Annotated in this window: 16 protein-coding genes, 7 tRNA genes and 1 other annotated feature; of the genes, 3 read left to right on the plus strand and 20 right to left on the minus strand. The window is 27.4% G+C overall.

Going from position 1 to position 19343, the window contains the following annotated elements:
• Positions 1 to 50: 50 nt before the first annotated feature.
• The 3 genes from AC4FQV_RS08585 to AC4FQV_RS08595 form a co-directional block, all read right to left on the minus strand.
• Positions 51 to 125, minus strand: a tRNA-Gln gene (locus tag AC4FQV_RS08585).
• A 3-nt stretch (positions 126 to 128) separates the two neighbouring features.
• Positions 129 to 205, minus strand: a tRNA-Arg gene (locus AC4FQV_RS08590).
• A gap of 127 nt (positions 206 to 332) precedes the next feature.
• Entirely contained in the window at positions 333 to 1025 is a 693-nt protein-coding gene (locus tag AC4FQV_RS08595) for a hypothetical protein (protein ID WP_491139839.1), read from the minus strand.
• Between the two features lie 190 nt (positions 1026 to 1215).
• On the opposite strand from AC4FQV_RS08595, the gene AC4FQV_RS08600 reads away from it, so the two are divergent.
• Positions 1216 to 1620, plus strand: a complete 405-nt coding sequence (locus AC4FQV_RS08600; RefSeq protein WP_491139840.1) for an HNH endonuclease signature motif containing protein — start codon at positions 1216 to 1218, stop codon at positions 1618 to 1620.
• 42 nt (positions 1621 to 1662) lie between these two features.
• Here the strand turns inward: AC4FQV_RS08600 and AC4FQV_RS08605 are convergent, their stop codons facing one another.
• From AC4FQV_RS08605 to AC4FQV_RS08630, 6 genes are all read right to left on the minus strand, one after another.
• Positions 1663 to 3024 carry an SGNH/GDSL hydrolase family protein gene (locus AC4FQV_RS08605; RefSeq protein WP_491165332.1) on the minus strand — a complete coding sequence of 454 codons (1362 nt, stop codon included), beginning with the start codon at positions 3022 to 3024 and terminating at the stop codon, positions 1663 to 1665.
• 153 nt (positions 3025 to 3177) lie between these two features.
• Positions 3178 to 3253 (minus strand) — tRNA-Lys (locus AC4FQV_RS08610).
• A 6-nt stretch (positions 3254 to 3259) separates the two neighbouring features.
• Positions 3260 to 3333 (minus strand) — tRNA-Gly (locus tag AC4FQV_RS08615).
• A 5-nt stretch (positions 3334 to 3338) separates the two neighbouring features.
• A tRNA-Gly gene (locus AC4FQV_RS08620) sits at positions 3339 to 3413 on the minus strand.
• A 25-nt stretch (positions 3414 to 3438) separates the two neighbouring features.
• Positions 3439 to 3512 (minus strand) — tRNA-Gly (locus AC4FQV_RS08625).
• Between the two features lie 8 nt (positions 3513 to 3520).
• Positions 3521 to 3604 (minus strand) — tRNA-Leu (locus tag AC4FQV_RS08630).
• Between the two features lie 227 nt (positions 3605 to 3831).
• Positions 3832 to 4036: a binding site (T-box leader), on the plus strand.
• A 75-nt stretch (positions 4037 to 4111) separates the two neighbouring features.
• Here AC4FQV_RS08630 and thrS point away from each other — a divergent pair.
• On the plus strand, positions 4112 to 6043 hold the full coding sequence (gene thrS, locus AC4FQV_RS08635; protein ID WP_491165333.1) for a threonine--tRNA ligase: 1932 nt from the start codon (positions 4112 to 4114) through the stop codon (positions 6041 to 6043).
• Between the two features lie 100 nt (positions 6044 to 6143).
• Here the strand turns inward: thrS and AC4FQV_RS08640 are convergent, their stop codons facing one another.
• From AC4FQV_RS08640 to glmM, 6 genes are all read right to left on the minus strand, one after another.
• Entirely contained in the window at positions 6144 to 7838 is a 1695-nt protein-coding gene (locus tag AC4FQV_RS08640; RefSeq protein ID WP_491165334.1) for a M3 family oligoendopeptidase, read from the minus strand.
• Between the two features lie 98 nt (positions 7839 to 7936).
• Complete coding sequence (locus AC4FQV_RS08645; protein ID WP_491139844.1) at positions 7937 to 8515, minus strand: 5-formyltetrahydrofolate cyclo-ligase; 579 nt, start codon at positions 8513 to 8515, stop codon at positions 7937 to 7939.
• A 145-nt stretch (positions 8516 to 8660) separates the two neighbouring features.
• Positions 8661 to 9473, minus strand: coding sequence for a class I SAM-dependent methyltransferase (locus AC4FQV_RS08650; protein WP_491139845.1), 813 nt, complete (start codon positions 9471 to 9473; stop codon positions 8661 to 8663).
• Between the two features lie 184 nt (positions 9474 to 9657).
• Positions 9658 to 9828 carry a hypothetical protein gene (locus AC4FQV_RS08655; protein WP_491139846.1) on the minus strand — a complete coding sequence of 57 codons (171 nt, stop codon included), beginning with the start codon at positions 9826 to 9828 and terminating at the stop codon, positions 9658 to 9660.
• Between the two features lie 14 nt (positions 9829 to 9842).
• Positions 9843 to 11675, minus strand: a complete 1833-nt coding sequence (gene glmS, locus AC4FQV_RS08660) for a glutamine--fructose-6-phosphate transaminase (isomerizing) (protein ID WP_491139847.1) — start codon at positions 11673 to 11675, stop codon at positions 9843 to 9845.
• A 656-nt stretch (positions 11676 to 12331) separates the two neighbouring features.
• Positions 12332 to 13678: a phosphoglucosamine mutase gene (gene glmM / locus AC4FQV_RS08665; RefSeq protein ID WP_491139848.1), complete on the minus strand. Its 1347-nt coding sequence runs from the start codon at positions 13676 to 13678 to the stop codon at positions 12332 to 12334.
• A 466-nt stretch (positions 13679 to 14144) separates the two neighbouring features.
• Here glmM and AC4FQV_RS08670 point away from each other — a divergent pair, with 466 nt between their 5' ends.
• Positions 14145 to 15437 (plus strand): DUF349 domain-containing protein, encoded by a 1293-nt coding sequence (locus tag AC4FQV_RS08670; protein ID WP_491165335.1) that lies wholly within the window; start codon positions 14145 to 14147, stop codon positions 15435 to 15437.
• Between the two features lie 52 nt (positions 15438 to 15489).
• Here AC4FQV_RS08670 and AC4FQV_RS08675 read toward each other — a convergent pair whose 3' ends face one another.
• From AC4FQV_RS08675 to AC4FQV_RS08695, 5 genes are all read right to left on the minus strand, one after another.
• A complete protein-coding gene (locus AC4FQV_RS08675) occupies positions 15490 to 16887 on the minus strand; it encodes a HAMP domain-containing sensor histidine kinase (RefSeq protein ID WP_491165336.1) in 1398 nt (465 codons plus the stop codon).
• Positions 16868 to 17557: a response regulator gene (locus tag AC4FQV_RS08680; protein WP_491139851.1), complete on the minus strand. Its 690-nt coding sequence runs from the start codon at positions 17555 to 17557 to the stop codon at positions 16868 to 16870. The genes AC4FQV_RS08675 and AC4FQV_RS08680 overlap by 20 nt, the downstream gene beginning before the upstream one ends.
• 144 nt (positions 17558 to 17701) lie before the next feature.
• A complete protein-coding gene (locus tag AC4FQV_RS08685; RefSeq protein WP_491139852.1) occupies positions 17702 to 18019 on the minus strand; it encodes a DUF1540 domain-containing protein in 318 nt (105 codons plus the stop codon).
• 56 nt (positions 18020 to 18075) lie between these two features.
• Positions 18076 to 18375, minus strand: coding sequence for a YerC/YecD family TrpR-related protein (locus tag AC4FQV_RS08690; protein ID WP_491139853.1), 300 nt, complete (start codon positions 18373 to 18375; stop codon positions 18076 to 18078).
• Between the two features lie 116 nt (positions 18376 to 18491).
• Positions 18492 to 19331, minus strand: a complete 840-nt coding sequence (locus tag AC4FQV_RS08695) for an AIM24 family protein (RefSeq protein ID WP_491165337.1) — start codon at positions 19329 to 19331, stop codon at positions 18492 to 18494.
• Positions 19332 to 19343: the final 12 nt, after the last annotated feature.

Here is a 19343-nt window from a genome sequence, read left to right on the forward strand (position 1 = left end):
ATTTATATATTAACATAACATTAATATCTTGTCAAGTTTAACCAATTAAATGGCTGGGATAGCAGGATTCGAACCTGCGAATGACGGAGTCAAAGTCCGTTGCCTTACCGCTTGGCGATATCCCAATATGGTGTACCTTAAGGGATTCGAACCCCTGACCCACGGCTTAGAAGGCCGTTGCTCTATCCAGCTGAGCTAAAGATACAAACTTGAACTAACAAAAATTATTATACATATTTATTTAAATATTGTCAACAATTTTTTAATTTATTATGTTATGTTAATCAATTCAAGTCTTTACCACATAAAAAAAATAATGAAAATACCTATACTTATACTACATCTTCTAGATGTTTAAAAAGAACTATTTTAAACTTTTCTTCGTCCTCTTTATTTTTATGTGCATTTTCACAAACTCTAAACCATTCTTCTGTACTCATCCCTATAGTTTTTTCAAATAATTCTTCACTATCTGTTTGTAAATTAGTTTCTACAACAAATTTACCAAGTTCTTCAGCTGTTTCAAAAGCCTTTAAATATAAGAACTCGTCATCATTTCCAAGCCAGTTATTATTGAACCTACTACAGAATATCTTTAGTTTTCTCATTCCATTTTCAGCACTTAATCCTTTTAATTTTCTTAGTGCTACAATGTCCCTTTTCATTTTGTCTTTGTCTTCTTCTGTTGCATTGCTGCTTATCATTGCGCTTATTTTTTCAACATCAATTGAAGGTATTCTTGTTATTAACTTATTCTTCCCTTCAACCCACTTATAATAAGCTTCAGGCATGAAAGCATACTCTATAAACCCTATTAACTTTCCAAAATTAGGTAAAATCACCCAAACATTTTCAATTCCCACTTTTCTGTTAAATATAACATAGTGTAAATATTTGGTTTCTTCGTTTATAGATTGTTCCTTAAACATTCTTCCTTTTAGGGTTTCATTTTTAGTTATTAATTCCCCCCAAAATTTTTCGGGATTTTCTTCTGTTTTTGTTTTTTTCTTAAATAAGTTATGCATATCCAAACCCCCTTATATACACTTACATTTTAATTATATTGCTAACTTTTTTTAACATCAAAGTGTAAAAAAACCTATATTTCTTTATATACCTTAATCTATATTTATACAGGTAACTTATATTGATTAAACTGTTTTTTTATGCTATTTTATTACTATAAATGGGTATTAAATTTTTAAGGAGGATTATATGTCTTATTTCTGTGAAATTTGTGGAGATTATGCAGATATTCATCACATAGTTCATAAATCTGAAGGCGGTTTAGATTTTAATCTTAATTATAAATACTTATGTAAAAAACATCATAGATCTAAACAAGGCCCACACAAAGATAAGGTTGTGGATTTAAATTATAAATTGGAAATGCAAAATAATTTAAATGAACTTTTTTCAAAAAATTTTTATACAAGTAAAGACCTTAAAATACTTTTAGGACTTACTCCTGGTTCTTTAAAAAAATTAACTAAAAATTTAAAACTATATAAGGAAGGATATGCAAGAGAAGAATTAATATTTAACCTTATGGGAAAAAAAATATATTCTGAGGAATTTATTGAAGATTTTATTTTGCAAAGAGCCTTAAATTACGTATAAAAAGCTAAATAAAAACTTTTTAGGTTTTTATTTAGCTTAAATTTAAAAGAACTTTAAACTACATATTAAACTTTTCTCATCATATATGTTAAATATTTTAAAAAGATTTCTAGCAATTAAAATTTCTCCTTTATAACTTAGTTTATTCTTCGAAAAAAATATTTCACCAAAATCACTATTATAAAGTTTTATATTTTTAAAATATTCATAATGATTTATAAATAATATCTCTCTATTTTTAACTAAATTTTCTATAACTTCTATACACTCTTTCTTAAGATTTAATAAATTTTCTATTACTAAAAAAGTATTTATCTCCTTTGTCTTAATATATAACTTAAAAATATCTTTCTCAAACTCATATAGATTATCTACTTCTTCATTTAAAGATATAAATAAAACCCTAGGATTAAATTTTAAAACAGTATCAGAAAAATTATTTAATATATATTTTATATTAAAATTTTCATTATATAAATTAAGCATAAATCTTTTCTTACTTTCTATAGAACCATCATTTAGTTCCCAGCGCACTCTTTCTTCTAGATATTCAATATAGTTTTTAAAAAATATCCTATCTTCACTAAAACGCTTACTATATATAAATTCAAAAACACTTCCTTTTTCCTCTACTATTATCTTATATATCAATTCTATTTTTCTTTTACTTTCTTCAGAAAAAATATCATAAACATTAAAAGAATTTTCTATAACATACTCTAACTCTTTTACCTTTTCTTTTTTATAAAAGATATGGTCATTTAACAAAGAATCTAAAACATCTTTATCTAAAATGTTTAAGCTATTAAAAATAAATTTAGTAATTTCTAAATGTCCTAACTCATTTGGATGAATATTATCACTTAAAAGTAAGGATTTAATATTTAAATCCTTCTTATAAAGTTCTTCCCAATTTCTATAATGATCTATTAAAAATATATTTCTCTCCTTAGAAATCATTCTTAAAATATCCATATACTCATCAATACTTTTTCTACTAATATCATTATTTATTATATTACTAGTTTGAATAAAAATATTAGCTCCTAAGCTCTCAACTTTTTCTATAATTCTTAATATATTTTTTTTATAAATTTCTAAAGGTACCTTATTTTCTGCACAATCATTCATACCGAGCATAATAAAAACAATATTAGGACTATACTTCTTTATACAATCATCAAAATTTTCTAATATATCTAAGGTTGTAGCCCCAGAAATTCCAGTATTAAAAACACTAATATTAGAATTTTTTCTATTATTAAAATTATTATTTCTTATTAATATCTCTCTAAAATATTCAGTATAACTTCTATATCCCTTAGTATGAAGTGCCCCATGAGTTATACTATCTCCTGTAAAAACAATACTTAAATCTTTATTATTAAATATTTCTTTAAACATAAATTTCCCCCTTTTATATTTAAATATAATTTCTAAAATTAGCAATAATGATATTTAACAACTCTTATATATTAATTTTAATAAAAACCTACTATTTTTTTCATTAGAAAATTTTATAAAAATAAAAAAAAGCACCCAAAACATGGATGCTTCTGGTGCACCATCAGGGATTCGAACCCTGGACTCCCTGATTAAGAGTCAGGTGCTCTACCAACTGAGCTAATGGTGCATAATTTGGAGCGGGTACCGGGAATCGAACCCGGGTATCCAGCTTGGAAGGCTGGTGTTCTACCATTGAACTACACCCGCATAAGTGGAGCGGAAGACGGGACTCGAACCCGCAACTTTCACCTTGGCAAGGTGACACTCTACCATTGAGTCACTCCCGCATAAAATTTAATATATTATGTAAAGTGGAGCGGGTACCGGGAATCGAACCCGGGTATCCAGCTTGGAAGGCTGGTGTTCTACCATTGAACTACACCCGCTTATAAGTTGGTGCAGGTGAAGGGAGTCGAACCCCCACGCCGTAGGCGCTAGATCCTAAGTCTAGTGCGTCTGCCAATTCCGCCACACCTGCAAACCTATGTTTTTATTATAATATTTTTTAAATTTTATTTCAATATTTTTTTAAAATTATTTTATTAAAAATTTGGATATAATATTTATCTATATTCTATTTTTTTAACATTTAAAATTTTATTTCATTTAAATTATTATATAAAATTAAATTAGAATTTATTTTTATTTTATCCATTGACATACAAAAATAATAAACTTATAATCTTAAGTAAATATTATAAGTTTGTTAACACAATGAAGAGAAGAGTAAACTTTGGTACATTTTCAGAGAGAAGGTACAATAGCTGTGAGTACTTTTAAATGGAATTAGTTGAAAACTAACTCTGAGTGACTCTAATCAAGTCCGTTTAATCACGTTACGATTATTTTAAGAGGTGTTTTTTAACACAAATTGGGTGGAACCACGGGAATATACACTCTCGTCCCTTTTCTATTTAGAAAAGAGACGAGAGTTTTTATTTTTTATGAAAGAATAAAGAAAATTATTTCGAAAGGAGAAATTAATATGATAAAAATTACACTTAAAGATGGTTCAGTAAAGGAAGTAGAAGCTGGATTATCAATTTTTGAAATAGCTCAAAGCATAAGCCAAGGACTTGCAAGAAATGCTTGTTGTGGTATATTAAATGGAAAAGTTGAGGACTTAAGATTTATAGTTAATGAGGATTCCTCATTAGAAATATGTACTTTTGATTCTAAAGAGGGTCAACATGCTTTTAACCATACTGCATCTCATGTACTAGCAGCTGCTGTTAAAAGACTTTTCCCACAAGATAAATTAGCTATAGGACCATCAATAGATAATGGCTTCTATTATGATTTTGATACTGAAAAGCCATTTTCTGCTGACCAATTAAACAAATTAGAAGAAGAAATGAAAAAAATAATAAAAGAAAATCCTGAAATAAAAAGATTTGAACTTCCTAGAAATGAAGCTTTAGAACTTATGAAGGATGAACCTTATAAAGTAGAACTTATAAATGACCTTCCAGAAGATGAAGTAATTTCATTCTATCAAATAGGTGATTTTGTTGACCTTTGTGCTGGTCCTCACTTAATGGCTATTAAACCAATGAAAGCTGTTAAGTTATTAAGATCTACTGGTGCTTACTGGAAAGGTAACGAAAAGAACAAAATGCTTTCAAGAGTATATGGAACTGCTTTCCCTAAAAAATCTGAATTAGATGCATATTTAGAAGCTTTAGAAGAAGCTAAAAAGAGAGACCATAATAAATTAGGTAGAGAACTTGGAATATTTACTACAGATGAAAATGTAGGTCAAGGTCTTCCTCTATTAATGCCAAAGGGAGCTAGAATAATTCAAACTCTTCAAAGATGGATTGAAGATGAGGAACAAAGAAGAGGATACGTTTTAACTAAAACACCTTTAATGGCTAAAAGCGACCTTTATAAAATTTCAGGACACTGGGACCACTATAAAGATGGTATGTTCGTTTTAGGAGATGAAGAAAAGGATAGTGAAGTATTCGCTTTAAGACCAATGACTTGTCCATTCCAATATGCAATATATAATGCAACTCAACATAGTTATAGAGATTTACCAGTAAGATTTGCCGAAACTTCTACTTTATTTAGAAATGAAGCTTCAGGAGAAATGCATGGTCTTATAAGAGTAAGACAATTTACTCTTGCTGACGGACACATAGTATGTACTCCTGAACAATTAGAAGATGAATTTAAAAATACTGTTGATTTAGTTAAATATGTTATGGATACTTTAGGAATCTCTGATGATATTACTTACAGATTCTCAAAGTGGGACCCAAATAATACTGAAAAGTATATAAATGACCCTAAAGCTTGGGAAAACACTCAAAACATAATGAGAGAAATATTAAACCATTTAAATATAGAATTTACTGAAGCTGATGATGAAGCTGCATTCTATGGACCAAAACTTGATATACAATTTAAAAATGTTCATGGAAAAGAAGACACAATAATAACTATTCAAATAGATTTCGCTTTAGCAGAAAGATTTGGAATGTATTATATTGATAAAGATGGAGAAAAGAAACGTCCATATATAATTCATAGAAGTTCAATAGGATGCTATGAAAGAACATTAGCAATGCTTATAGAAAAATACGCTGGTGCTCTTCCAACTTGGATAGCTCCTGTTCAAGCTAAAGTTCTTCCACTATCAGACAAATATGCAGATTATGCAAACGAAGTTGTTGAAGAATTAAGAAGAAGAGGAGTTAGAGTTGAAGCTGACCATAGAGCTGAAAAAATAGGCTATAAGATAAGAGAAGCTAGATTAGAAAGAACTCCTTACATCTTAGTTGTTGGAGAAAAAGAAGCTGAAAATAAAGAAGTTTCTGTAAGAAGTAGAAAAAATGGTGAAGAAGGTGCTATGCCTCTAGCTGATTTTGTAAACAGAATAGTTCTTGAAATAGCTAACAAAGAAAACTAATTAATATAATAAAAAACTTGAAGCATTTCTATAATTTTTTTATAGAAATACTTCCAAGTTTTTTTATTCTAATTTCTATTAAAATTTTATTCTATAACTTTTAAAATTTACTATCATCTATACTTTCTAAGTATTCGTCAACTACTCTAAGAATCTCTTTAATACACCCATCTTCAAAAGGTGATTTTAAATTAGCATATTTTAATAAGCCTAAAAATGTTTTTGTCCCACCTATATTACATAAATTTAAATAATCTTCCCATGCTTTTTCATGATTTTCTCTATCTTTTTTCCAAAATTGAAGTGCACATATTTGTGCTAAAGTATAATCAATGTAATAAAAAGGATCTAAGAATATGTGGTTTTGTTGGAACCACCATCCCCCTCTTTCTAAGAAATCACATTCTCCATAATTTTTATGTGGAAGATATTTTTTCTCTATATTTCTCCATGCCTCTTTTCTCTCCTTTGGAGTAGCTTCTGGATTTTCATATACAAAGTGTTGAAATTCATCAACAGTTATTCCATAAGGTATAAATTTTATTGCATCTCCTAAATGATAAAATTTATATTTATCTGTATCCTCTTTAAAAAATAAATACATAAAAGGCCAAGTAAAGAATTCCATACTCATTGAATGTATTTCACAACTTTCCATTGTAGGCCATTGACACTCTTGCATTTCTATCCAAGAACTTCTAAAGTTTTGGAAAGCATGTCCTGCTTCATGAGTTAATACATCTACATCCCCAGCTGTACCATTAAAGTTTGAAAAAATAAATGGAGCTTTATAATTAGGGAAATTAATACAATACCCTCCTGCTGCTTTTCCTTTTTTAGCAATTAAGTCCATTAAATCATTTTCAACCATAAAATCAAAAAATTCTTTAGTTTCCTTTGAAAGCTCTGAGTACATTACCTCTGCATTATTAACTATCCATTTAGCATCTCCTTTAGGAGTTGGATTCCCACTTAAAAACTCAAATTTTTCATCATAGTATTTTAAATCTTCAAATCCTAATCTTTTAGCTTGTCTTTTATACAATTTATTATTTACAGGAACTATATACTCTTTAACTTGTTTTCTAAAGTTATCTACCATTTCCTTATTATAGTCATATCTTCTCATTCTTATATAGCCTAAATCTACAAAACTATTAAATCCAAGTTTTTTAGCTATAGTTGTTCTTACCTTTACAAGCTTATCAAAAATTTCATCTATTTCACTTTCATGTTTAACAAAAAAATCATACTTAGCTTCTGATGCTTTTTTTCTTGTTTCTCTATCTTTAGAATTTATAAAAGGCACTAATTGTGCTAAAGTTCTTTCTTCTCCCAAAAATTCAATTTTAGCCGAAGCTATAAGCTTTTGATATTGACTTGCTAACTTATTTTCAAGCTTCATATCTTCTATTACATCCTTTGAAAAACTCTTTTGAGAATACTCTGCTCCTTTTATTAAAGGTTCTCCATAATAATCTCCGATTTCTTCTTTAAATGGAGAATTTAATATAGCTTTATAAAATTCATTATTTATTTCTTCTATAAGCGGAGAACTTTCATCCCAAAAATCTTTTTCCTTATTATAAAATTCATCTTCAGTATCAATTGTATGTCTAACTTCAGACAAAGCTATCATAGTAGCAAAATTATTTCTTATAGTATTTATTTTCTTTATTATTTCTTTAGCCCCATTAAAATCCTTAGCTTTTTCTAATTCTTTTATAAAAGTTCTAATATTTTCTCTATCTTTTTCAATATTAGGTCTTTCATATTTAAAATCCTTAAATTTCATTATTTACCCCACCTTAAGCTTTATATATTCTTTATAATTTTGGCATAATTAAAAATTATTATCAATAAATTTACATTATCAAAAGTATTTCTTTACCATTATAACTTCTTAAAGGCTATACTCCTACTTTCACTAATAATTAAATCAACCTTTTCATCAAAAAATTCATGAGGTATTTCATCATAAATTTGAAAATCATAGCAAAGTGCTACTCTTTTACTATTAGGATATTTACTTAAGAATCTATCATAAAACCCTCCTCCATATCCTAATCTATTTCCTTTTAAATCAAAGGCTAATCCAGGTATTATAATTAAATCCACTTCTTTACTTATATCTTCACAATTAATGCTAGGCTCTAATATTCCAAAAGCACCACTTTCATTTAATTGAAGTAAAGACTCTATCTTTAATGCTTTCATTTGCTTTTCTTTTAAACTAACTGGAATTACTTTAGGTACTGCAAGGGTTTTATCAGAACAAATTATATCTTTAATTATATTAATAGTGTTTACCTCAGATTCCATATTTACATATACAAATATAACCTTACTATTTTTATAAATATCATTTTCTAAAAGAGTTTTTCTTATTTTTTCATCAGCTATCATTTTAGTATCTTTATCCATACTTTCTCTTTTTAGTTTAATCTCTTCTCTTAATTCCCCTTTATCCATTTGAAATTCCTCCTTATAGGCTTTTAATTATTTTACCATATTTTGTATTGCCATACTATAAAATCACTATATCATAATTAAATATTAAATTACAAAAATAAAAAAAGCATAGTATATATTTTATACTATGCAAAACTTTATTTAACTATTTTTTTGCTACTATAGTGAAAGTCTTTGGAATACCCTTATCAAATATATCACTAGATAAGTTCGGTTCTTCTGTTAAACTTTTTATAGTAAGACCTGTTTCAGCTACAGCAGTTATTATTTCTCCTAAATTCCATTTACGTAAATATACTTTTTCTACTTCATCTTCTTCTAAATATTTTGAATAAGCAACAGCTTTTTCTTCTAAGGAAGTATCAAAATAATCTCCTGTAACCTTATGTTTTCTTACCTTTGCTGTAGAACCCCTTGAAGTTATTAGTTTAGTTGATACAGGATGAAAATCTCTTAAAACAGCTCTTCCTCCTTCTTTTAATAAACTATTTATAACGTTCATAAAGGGAGATAAATCAGTAAAATAATGAAGTATTCCCATTTCAGCAAATACTATATCATAATCTCCACTAAGAACCTCTTTAGGCATTTTTAAAACATCACTTAATATAAAATTTATGTCAACATTACAAGCTTTAGCTAAATCTAAAGCATATCTCCTATTTCCCTCTGAAAAATCTACAACAGTAACTTCAGCTCCTAATAAAGCTAAGGCAACAGCCTTATTTCCATTAGACCCCATAAGATTAAATATCTTTTTTCCTTGTACCTCTCCAAATTTATCTAATAAAATCCCTAGCTTCTTTTCAGGCATAGCTTTAATTTTTTCTCCTGCCTCTTTTGCTGTGCCAAATCTTTTTACCCAAGCATTATAGGTTTCTTTATTCCAAGCCTCTTCATTTTCATTTACACATACTTTCCCACTATTTAAAATGTCATTGTCTTGAATTTTTCCCACTACAAATACCTCATTAATTATTTATTAACTTATTCATAAAATAATAAAAAATAAGCTAGAGTATTATACTTCAACCTTATAAAATTTTCAATATGTTTTAATAAAATAAGGTGTATTTAAAATCAATAATTTTAAATACACCTTAAAAATTATATATAAACTTAATATTTAATCCTAATTGTTATTAAATTCTTTCAGCACCAATTGCTGCTTCTAAGTCTTTTATAACTACATTTACTATATCTAGTTTACCCTTAGCATAGTCTTTTTCTTCTAACCAAATTAATCCTGATTCAAGGCATTTTTTAGTTTCTTTGTACTCTGCTAATAATTTTAATAAACTCTCATTATTCATAATACACACCTCTTTTACTCAACAGTTACTGACTTAGCTAAGTTACGAGGTTTATCCACATCAAACCCTTTAGCTTTAGCTACATAATATGAGAATAATTGTAATGGTACTACACTTAAAACTGGTGATAAGAAGCTTAATGTTTCTGGTATTTCTATTATACCTTCAAACATCTCTCTTTTACTATCTTCCATATCTCCTTCGAAGCAAACTCCTAAAACCTTAGCTCCTCTAGTTACAACTTCTTGAACATTACTTATCATTTTATCCATAAGTTCTCTTTGAGTTAATAATGATATTACTGGAATATCTTTTTCAATAAGAGCTATTGGACCATGCTTAAGTTCTCCACCTGCATAAGCTTCTGAGTGAATGTAAGAAATTTCTTTAAGTTTTAAAGAACCTTCCATTGCAACTCCATAATCCATACCTCTTCCTAAGAAGTATAAATCTCTTTCATTAGATGCTTTAACTGCAAATTCTTTTATTAACTCTGTATCTTTAAGTATTTCTTCAACTTTTTCTGGTAATTGAAGCATTGCTTTTTTAATTTCTTCAATTTCTTCTACAGATTTACTTCCTTTTAATTCAGCAAAATGTAATGCTAATGTGTACATTGCTATTAATTGAGTTACATATGCCTTTGTTGATGCAACTGCTATTTCTGGACCTGCCCATGTATATAATACATCATTAGCTTCTCTTGAAACTGAACTTCCTACAACATTAGTTACAGCTAATACTCTTGCACCTTTTGCTTTTCCATCTCTTAAAACAGCTAAAGTATCTGCAGTTTCTCCTGATTGGCTTAAAACTATTATTAAAGTTTTATCTGTAATAACAGCATCTCTATATCTAAATTCTGAAGCTATATCAACTTCTACTGGTATTCTAACTAATTTCTCAATAGCATATTTACCAATAACTCCAGCATGGTAAGCTGTTCCACAAGCAACTATATAAACTCTATCAACATTATCTAAGTATTCTTTAGTTATTGATATATCATCTAAAGTTACTTCTTTTCCTTCCATTATTCTTGAAGTCATTGTATCTTTTATAGCTTTTGGTTGTTCATTTATTTCTTTTAACATGAAATCTTCATATCCACCTTTTTCTGCTGCATCAACATTCCATGTTATATGATATATTTCTTTTTCAACTGGCTTTTTATTTTCATCAAAAAGAGAAACTCCATTTTCTGTTAATACAACAAATTCCTTATCTTCTAAAAGATAAACTTCTCTTGTATGATTTAAAACTGCAGGAATATCAGAAGCTATAAAGTATTCCTTATCTCCTAAACCAACTATTAATGGACTATCTTTTCTTACTGCTACTAATTTATCTGGTTCCTCACTACATATAACACCTATAGCATATGAACCTTCCATATGTTTAGTAGCTTCCATAACAGCATCTAATAAATCTCCTTTGTAGTAGAAATCTATTAAATTTGGTATAACTTCTGTATCTGTTTCTGATTTAAACTCATAGCCCTTTTCAATTAACCAGTTTCTTAATTCATTGTAGTTTTCTATAATTCCGTTATGAACTACAGCGATTGTACCTTTATTATTTAAATGAGGATGTGAGTTAACATCTGATGGTTCTCCATGTGTTGCCCATCTAGTATGTCCAATTCCAATTCCACCATCTATTGGATTTTCACTTAACATTGCTTCTAGATTTGCTAATCTACCTTTATGCTTTTCAGCTTTTATTTTATTATTTTCTAAAACTGCAACTCCAGCTGAGTCATATCCTCTATATTCTAACTTTGATAATCCCTCAACTAGTATATCTGTTGCTCTTTTTTTTCCTACGTATCCAACTATTCCGCACATATTATTTTTCTTCCTTCCATCTGTAAAATCATATTTAACTTTCAAAACAATATTAATATAACTTTTAATGCATAGAAGATTTAAAACACCTAATTAGCTTTGTCCTTAAAATCACTTTTAAGATTTAACTAATCTTTTACGGTAGTGCTATACCGTGAGGCATCCGCCGAAATTTCGATACTCCCCAATCCTCGTCAACTTAAAATCACTTTAAGTCCTGGCGCTTTATATTTTATTTTGAAAGTTATTATATACTATGCATCATATACTTAAAAAGCTACAAACTTATTTTAGCACTTTTTAAAAAAATTTCAAGCATTTATAAGTTATTTTAGTTTATTTTAAGCGATTTTAATTTATTTTTAATAATTATTTTTTGTTTTCTTTGTTTTTCTTTAAATTACTCTATATTAATATATTAATGTATAGTTGTATAGACATCTATAATATTGTTTTTTAAAAAAATCTAATAAAAAACATAAAACTTAAGAAATTTCATTAATTATATCCTGCATTTTTATGTAATTTATAATATATCTAAAAGTAATTTAAAATAAATATTGTACTTTTTTTATAAAAAATCACCTTTAAATAATAAAAGCTATAAACAACCTAATAAGATTATTTATAGCTTTTCTTATAATATAAATTTTATATTAATTACATTTTTCCTCTATCATTTTTGCTAAGTTATGAGCCATTTCATCTATTTCAGCTTGATTTTCACCTTCAAGCATAACTCTTACTAGTGGTTCAGTACCTGATGGTCTTATTAAAACTCTTCCACAACCATCTAAAGCTTCTTCCATCTTTTTAATTTCAGCAATTATTTCCTCATCTTCTTCATGAATATTTTTCATATCATTAGGAACCTTTGCATTAACTAAAACTTGTGGTAATACTTTCATTACACTCTTTAATTCAAATAAAGATTTTCCTGTTCTCTTAACTATACTAGCTACTTGAAGTGCAGTAACAAGTCCATCTCCTGTTGAATTATGTTCTAGGAATATAATGTGTCCTGATTGTTCTCCACCTAAAGAATATCCTTTAGCTAACATTTCCTCTAAAACATATCTATCTCCAACCTTTGTAACTGAAGTATTGATTTCTTCATTTTTACAAGCTATCATAAGTCCTAAATTACTCATTACAGTTACAACTAAAGTGTCATCTTTTAATCTTCCTAATTCTTTTAAGTACTTAGCACATATTGTTAGTATAAAATCACCATCTACTAAGTTTCCTTGTTCGTCAACAGCTAAACATCTATCTGCATCTCCGTCAAAAGCAAAGCCCATATGACATTTCTTCTTAACAACATACTCCATTAACTCCTCTGGATGAGTTGAACCACAATTTTCATTTATATTAGTTCCGTCTGGATTATCATTTATTACAAATATTTCTGCTCCTAATTCTCTAAAGGCTCTAACAGCAGCTTCATGAGATGCACCATTTGCACAATCTAATGCAATTCTTAAGCCTTCTAAAGATATTCCTATTGTATCTTTAGCAAAGCTTATATAGTCTTCTAGAGCAGCTTTTTCTTTTATTTCTCTTCCTAAATTAGCACCTGTTGGTGAAGGCACATTTTCAAATCCACTCTCTATAACTCTTTGTATTTCATCTTCTAAATCATCAGATAATTTATATCCCTTGTCATCAAAGAATTTTATTCCGTTATATTCAACAGGATTGTGTGAAGCTGATATCATAACTCCTGCATCTGCTCCATAAACTCTAGTTAGGTGAGCTACTGCTGGTGTTGGTACTACTCCTAAACATATTGCTTCTGCACCTACTGATAAAATTCCTGCAACTAAAGCAGCTTCTAACATATCTCCTGATATTCTTGTATCCTTTGCTACTAGTATCTTAGGTTTGTGAGTTCCCTCTGTTAAAACATAAGCACCAGCTCTACCTAAATTATATGCTAATTCTGCTGTTAATTCAGTATTTGCTATTCCTCTAACTCCATCTGTTCCAAATAATCTTGACAATTTATGTCACCCCTCTAATAATTTTATATTATACTAATAATAAATTAAAATATCTATAATTTTGCTACTTAATTAATACTTTTTACACTTTCAAAGAATACTTTATATAAGTTAATTTGTCAAATATTTGCTATTAATATTCTCTTAAGTTTTTATTTTAAAGTCATATTTTATAATAACATATTAATAAAATTTATTTATTACTAAAATATTATTTTTGATTTATCAAGTTAACATTCTTTTCATTATTTATACCATTATTTTCATTAAATTAATATAATATATGTCAATTAATAGCATATAATTTAAACTGTAAAGGCAATGAATTTATGGACTTATTTAAATTTTAATAATTTCATATTATATATTACATAAATATATTTGAAAACATTTTAATTATGGACATAAGAGTAATTACGCCTTAAAATATTAATTGAGTGATATAAAAGAAAGGGGATAATTTACAATGACAACTAATGAATCTAATTACATAGATGAAAAAAGAGATTCTAAAGAAATTGAAAATTTCGCTGAAGCTTTAGCTGCAGAAGAAGAAAACTGTTGTAAAAGAAAAAAAGAGGTAATTGAAAAGATAAAATTCTTAGCTAACAATGCTCAAAACTGGAAAGAAGCTAATAAAGAATTTAACGCTCTTATTGAAGAGTTTAACGATATTTATTACTATGACCAAGAAATTGAGAATGCCCTAAAGAACGAATTAAGAGAAGCTAAAAATGAATTCTATACTGCTAGAAAAGATTTCTTTGAAAAAGCAAATGAAGGTTTTAAAGAAAATGCTATAAAAAAAGAAGATGTTATAAAAAGACTTGAAGCTTTAGTTTATACAAATGATATAAAAGCTTCTGATATGTTAGCTAAATCTTTATCTGAAGAATTTTATGCTATAGGCTTTGCTGGAAAAGATTTAAATAACGATTTATATGATAGATTTAAAAAGGCTAGAAATGCAGCTCAAGAAACTAGAAGAGCTATTATGGAAGGTTTAAGAGAAGAATTCACAAATAAAGCTAATAGAAAAAGAGCAATAATAATTGAACTTAAAGGATTAGTTAATAATGATAACTGGAAAGATGCTACTGAAAAATTCAACCTTCTTTGTGATGAATTTAAGAGCATAGGTTTCTCTGGAAAAGAAGGAAATGAAGAAATTTCTATAGGTTATAAAGAGGCAAAAGATATATTCTTTGCTAAAAGACAAGAATTCTTTGATGCTTTAAAAGCTGAAAATAGACTTAATGTAGAAAAAAGAAGAGCTCTTATAGAAGCATTAAAAGCTTTATATGAAAATGATAGCTGGAAAGAAGCTTCTGTTAAAGTTAAAGAAATAAGTGATGATTTCTTTAAAATAGGCTTTTGTGGAAAAGATGAAAATGAAAAACTTATAAATGAATTTAAAGAAATCAGAGATGGCTTTTATAAAGCTAGACAAGAATACTTTGATGGTATAAATGCTGCTAGAGCTGATAAACAAAAGGATTTCTTAAATTCTTTAGTTAGAAATAAAGAAGAATTTATAAAGAAATTAAAAAAATATATAAGCCAAGATGAAGAAAGACTTGAAGACTTTACTAATAGACTTTTTAATGTTAGACCTGGTGGAAACACTTTAGAAACTATTGAAAAATATCAAGAAATAGTTGAAGACATTAAAGGAAGAATAGAAAATAATAAAGCTAAAGTTAAAGAAGTTCAAAGAGAAATTCAAGAAATAAAGAAAGAATTAGACTCTTTAAATTAATAATAATAACCCAATAGAATTAATCTATTGGGTTATTTCAATATAGAAAAATCTAAAACTTAGGTAATATTATTATAAATTCACTTCCTTCACCTAATTTACTCTTAACTTTAATTTCTCCATTATGAGAATTAACTATTGAATTTACAATTGTTAATCCTATCCCTGTTCCTCCTGTTGTCCTTGTTCTTGATTTATCAGCCCTATAAAATCTTTCAAAAATATATTTTAAATCTTCCTCTGAAATTCCTATGCCTTGATCTTTTATTGATATCAATATTTCCTTAGAATTTTCATGAGTATTTATAAATACATTGCTTCCTTCATTTGAATATCTTAAAGCATTTGAGAGAAGATTAACTAAGGCTTGTGTTATTTTATCTTTATCACAGAAAATACTTATATTCTTACTTTCATAATTTATATTAATATTTTTACTTTTAGCTAAATTAGAAAATTGAAATATTACAAAAGAAATTATGTTATCTAAATTTTCCTTGCTCATTTTTAATTTAATAGAAAACTCATCATACTTATTAAGTCTTTGCATATCGCTTACTAAGGTTGATAATCTTTCTGCTTCCTCCTTAACACTTATTAACCTTTCCTCTGTAGGTTCCCATATTCCATCAATCATAGCTTCTAAATGAGATTGTATATTTGTTAGTGGAGTTTTTAGTTCATGAGATATATCTCCTGTTAATCTTTTTCTTATATTCTCTTGTTCCTTTATACTTTTTGATAAATTATTTATAGAATTTACTAAATCATTTATTTCTAAAATATCAGTATTTATTTCTATCTTTTTATCATATTCCCCTTTAGATATATACTTTGCTTTAATCATTAATTTTTTTATAGGTCTTGTTATAGACCTAGAAATTATAAAACCTATTATTGTGGAAAATAATATAAGTAATAATCCAATACCTAAAATTATCTTATTTACTATATCTAAAAATACTAACTCATTTTCCATATAAAATATTGGTCCATAAAATTTTACTACAACTTCACCAATACGCTCTCCATTTTTTATTAGTGGATAGTACACAGGTTGAAACTGTGTTTTTGTTGAACCATATTTACCTTCCATAGAACTCTTTATAAAATTCATAATCCTATTGCACTTATCCTTAGAGTTTTTCTCCATGTTAATTATTTCATTTCCATTTTTATCATATAAGGCTACTATAATTCCTTTATCTAAAGCATTATATGTTATTTTCTCAACATTTTTATAATCCCACTTATCCTTAGAATACTGTTCATCTAATTCCATTAAAATATTCTGAACTGTATCTTGATTTTTTACCATTATATAATCTCCAAATTTTTTATCAAAATAAAATTTAGAGATAGTTACCGTAATTAAAGTTACAATTATTATAAGTATTATAGATGGAACTATAACCTTAAAATTTAAAGTTTTATATCTTCTCACCTTCAAATTTATACCCCACTCCATAGACAGTTATTATAAACTTAGGTTTTCTTGTATTCTCCTCTATTTTACTTCTCAAATTTTTTATATGAGAATCTATAACTCTATCAAAACTATCACTTTTATTTCCTAAAACAAGCTCAATTAATTCATCTCTTGTAAATATTTTTTTTGGATATTTACTTAAAGATAAAAGTATATTAAATTCTGTAGAAGTTAAATTTATTAAATTTTCTCTAATAAAAACCTCTCTTGTATCTAAATTAATTTTTAATTCTCCCTTATTAAAAATTAAAATTTTACTTCCTTCCTTAGAAGAATTACTTCTTCTTATAATGGCCTTTATTCTTGCTATTAATTGTTTTACACTAAAGGGCTTTGTAACATAATCATCTGCTCCAATATTAAAACCCTCTAGCAAATCCTCTTCCTCTGTTTTAGCTGTTAACATTATTATAGGCACACAACTTTTTGCTCTAATTAATCTACAAACCTCTTCTCCACTTAAGTCTGGAAGCATAAGGTCTAAAAGAATTAAATCTATTTTTTCTTTATCAAAAATTTCTAAGGCCTCTTTGCCACTTCTACAAGAAAAAACTTCATATCCTTCTTTTTTTAAATAAGCCTCTAATACCTCAACTATCTTTTCTTCATCGTCAACTAATAATATATTCAAAGTTCCCACCTCTTATAAAGACTTTTTAATTCTATTAAAACTAAAAAGTGTATAAATAATATGTAGAATTTAAGCTTGTCCAAATTTAAATAAGATTATTTAAAAAGAAGACTAAAAAATAGTCTTCTTAAAGTAATAAATATTTTATTCTTGTTTAAAACTTGAACATTCTGTATGATCTTGATTTTGAGCATAATCACCAGAAATATCTATACTTTCAGCATGGCATTTACAGTTTTTATTATGACAGCAATTTTCAGCTTCACAAGCAACTATAGTTTGTGCCTCTGCTTCTCCCATACTAAAAGCAGCATTAGTAAAGCCACCCTTTTCAACAAAACTTCCACAAGAAGTAGCCTCTGAATGATTTGCAAAAGAGCCATTTACCTTTATTGAGTTTAAAGAACACATATCATTTTGATTATATGCACAATTATCCACACCACAGCTTAAATTTGGCATACCATATCCCTCCTTAATGGTTAATGATACTAGTATGCCTATTTTTCAAAAAATTATTACTTAGCCTCTAATTTATTTAATATTTCATTATATCCATTAGCTCCATAATTTAAACACCTGTTTACTCTGCTTATGGTAGCTGTTGAAGCCTTTGTTTCTTCAGCAATTTCAGTATAAGTTTTTTTATCTCTAAGCATTTTAGCTACATGTAATCTTTGTGCTAAAGCTTTAAGTTCTGAAATAGTGCATATATCTTCAAAAAAATTATAACATTCATCTATATTTTCTAATTTTAATATAGCTTCAAATAAAAAATCTAAATCTTTTCCCTTTAATCTTGAGTGTACTCCGTTCATATAATCTTCTCCTTTAACTCTTCGTTTATTTATATATAATCAATTATATTTAGACTATTTCTACTAATAATTTAATTATATATCTTTATTTAAATAAATAAAATAATACTTATAAATTATGCTTCAGTATTAGATGTTCCACTAGGGTCAGTTAAAAGTTTTAAAGAAGTCCATCCTTTTTCAAGCTTTTCATAAACAGCCTTAGTTGGTATTAACCAAATCTCTCCAGTTCCTCTAAAGACATTTAAAAGTCCTTCTCCACTAGTTGAAGTTGCTACTAAGGATTTTGATGACCTCTCAACAGTAAATTCTATATCTCCAGTTCTTAAAATAGCAAAATTTCCATCTACTTTTAAAACATCATCATTTATTTTACACTTAAATATTTCTTCTTCAGGAACAGGAATTTCTAAAACAGCTATTCCACTTCCAGATAATTTAGTTTGAAACATTCCTTCATTTCCTAATACCATAGAGGATATGCTCTTATTCATATGAGATGATATTTCTACTGTACTTTCACAAGCATAGAATATTCCATCATCAACTACTATATCCTCATCCTCTAACTCAATTAAGGCATAATGACCAAAAGAAGGTTCTAAAAAGATATCTCCTACTCCTTCATATCTAGGTTTAAAGGTACTTTCGCCTGTAACTTTACTTGTAAATAATTTCTTTCCTAAACCTATTGCTCCTCCAACTTTATTTTTTATGCTTATAGGCCCTCTCATGTAACTTAAAGCTCCCTTTTCTATATTTACTGAGCTATTATCTAAAATAATTCTTACTTGTCTAAGCTTTATATTAGCTTCATTCATTTGATTTAACTTAATAGCAAGGTCTAAAGAATTTCCTCCTTTTAAACTATCAAATTCTAAAATTTGAAAAAGAGAATCTCCTCTCATTTCACTTATTATATTTAATTTATTTTCTATATTTAATGATGTCCTCATAAATTACCCTCC

It is taken from the genome of Clostridium sp. TJA038 (genome assembly GCF_058310255.1).

What these genes read in the sequence shown, in the direction of transcription:
- AC4FQV_RS08595 (WP_491139839.1), bottom strand. Translation starts at nt 1,025, where the DNA reads ATGCATAACTTATTTAAGAAAAAAACAAAAACAGAAGAAAATCCCGAA.
- AC4FQV_RS08600 (WP_491139840.1), top strand. Translation starts at nt 1,216, where the DNA reads ATGTCTTATTTCTGTGAAATTTGTGGAGATTATGCAGATATTCATCAC.
- AC4FQV_RS08605 (WP_491165332.1), bottom strand. Translation starts at nt 3,024, where the DNA reads ATGTTTAAAGAAATATTTAATAATAAAGATTTAAGTATTGTTTTTACA.
- thrS (WP_491165333.1), top strand. Translation starts at nt 4,112, where the DNA reads ATGATAAAAATTACACTTAAAGATGGTTCAGTAAAGGAAGTAGAAGCT.
- AC4FQV_RS08640 (WP_491165334.1), bottom strand. Translation starts at nt 7,838, where the DNA reads ATGAAATTTAAGGATTTTAAATATGAAAGACCTAATATTGAAAAAGAT.
- AC4FQV_RS08645 (WP_491139844.1), bottom strand. Translation starts at nt 8,515, where the DNA reads ATGGATAAAGGGGAATTAAGAGAAGAGATTAAACTAAAAAGAGAAAGT.
- AC4FQV_RS08655 (WP_491139846.1), bottom strand. Translation starts at nt 9,828, where the DNA reads ATGAATAATGAGAGTTTATTAAAATTATTAGCAGAGTACAAAGAAACT.
- glmS (WP_491139847.1), bottom strand. Translation starts at nt 11,675, where the DNA reads ATGTGCGGAATAGTTGGATACGTAGGAAAAAAAAGAGCAACAGATATA.
- AC4FQV_RS08670 (WP_491165335.1), top strand. Translation starts at nt 14,145, where the DNA reads ATGACAACTAATGAATCTAATTACATAGATGAAAAAAGAGATTCTAAA.
- AC4FQV_RS08685 (WP_491139852.1), bottom strand. Translation starts at nt 18,019, where the DNA reads ATGCCAAATTTAAGCTGTGGTGTGGATAATTGTGCATATAATCAAAAT.
- AC4FQV_RS08690 (WP_491139853.1), bottom strand. Translation starts at nt 18,375, where the DNA reads ATGAACGGAGTACACTCAAGATTAAAGGGAAAAGATTTAGATTTTTTA.
- AC4FQV_RS08695 (WP_491165337.1), bottom strand. Translation starts at nt 19,331, where the DNA reads ATGAGGACATCATTAAATATAGAAAATAAATTAAATATAATAAGTGAA.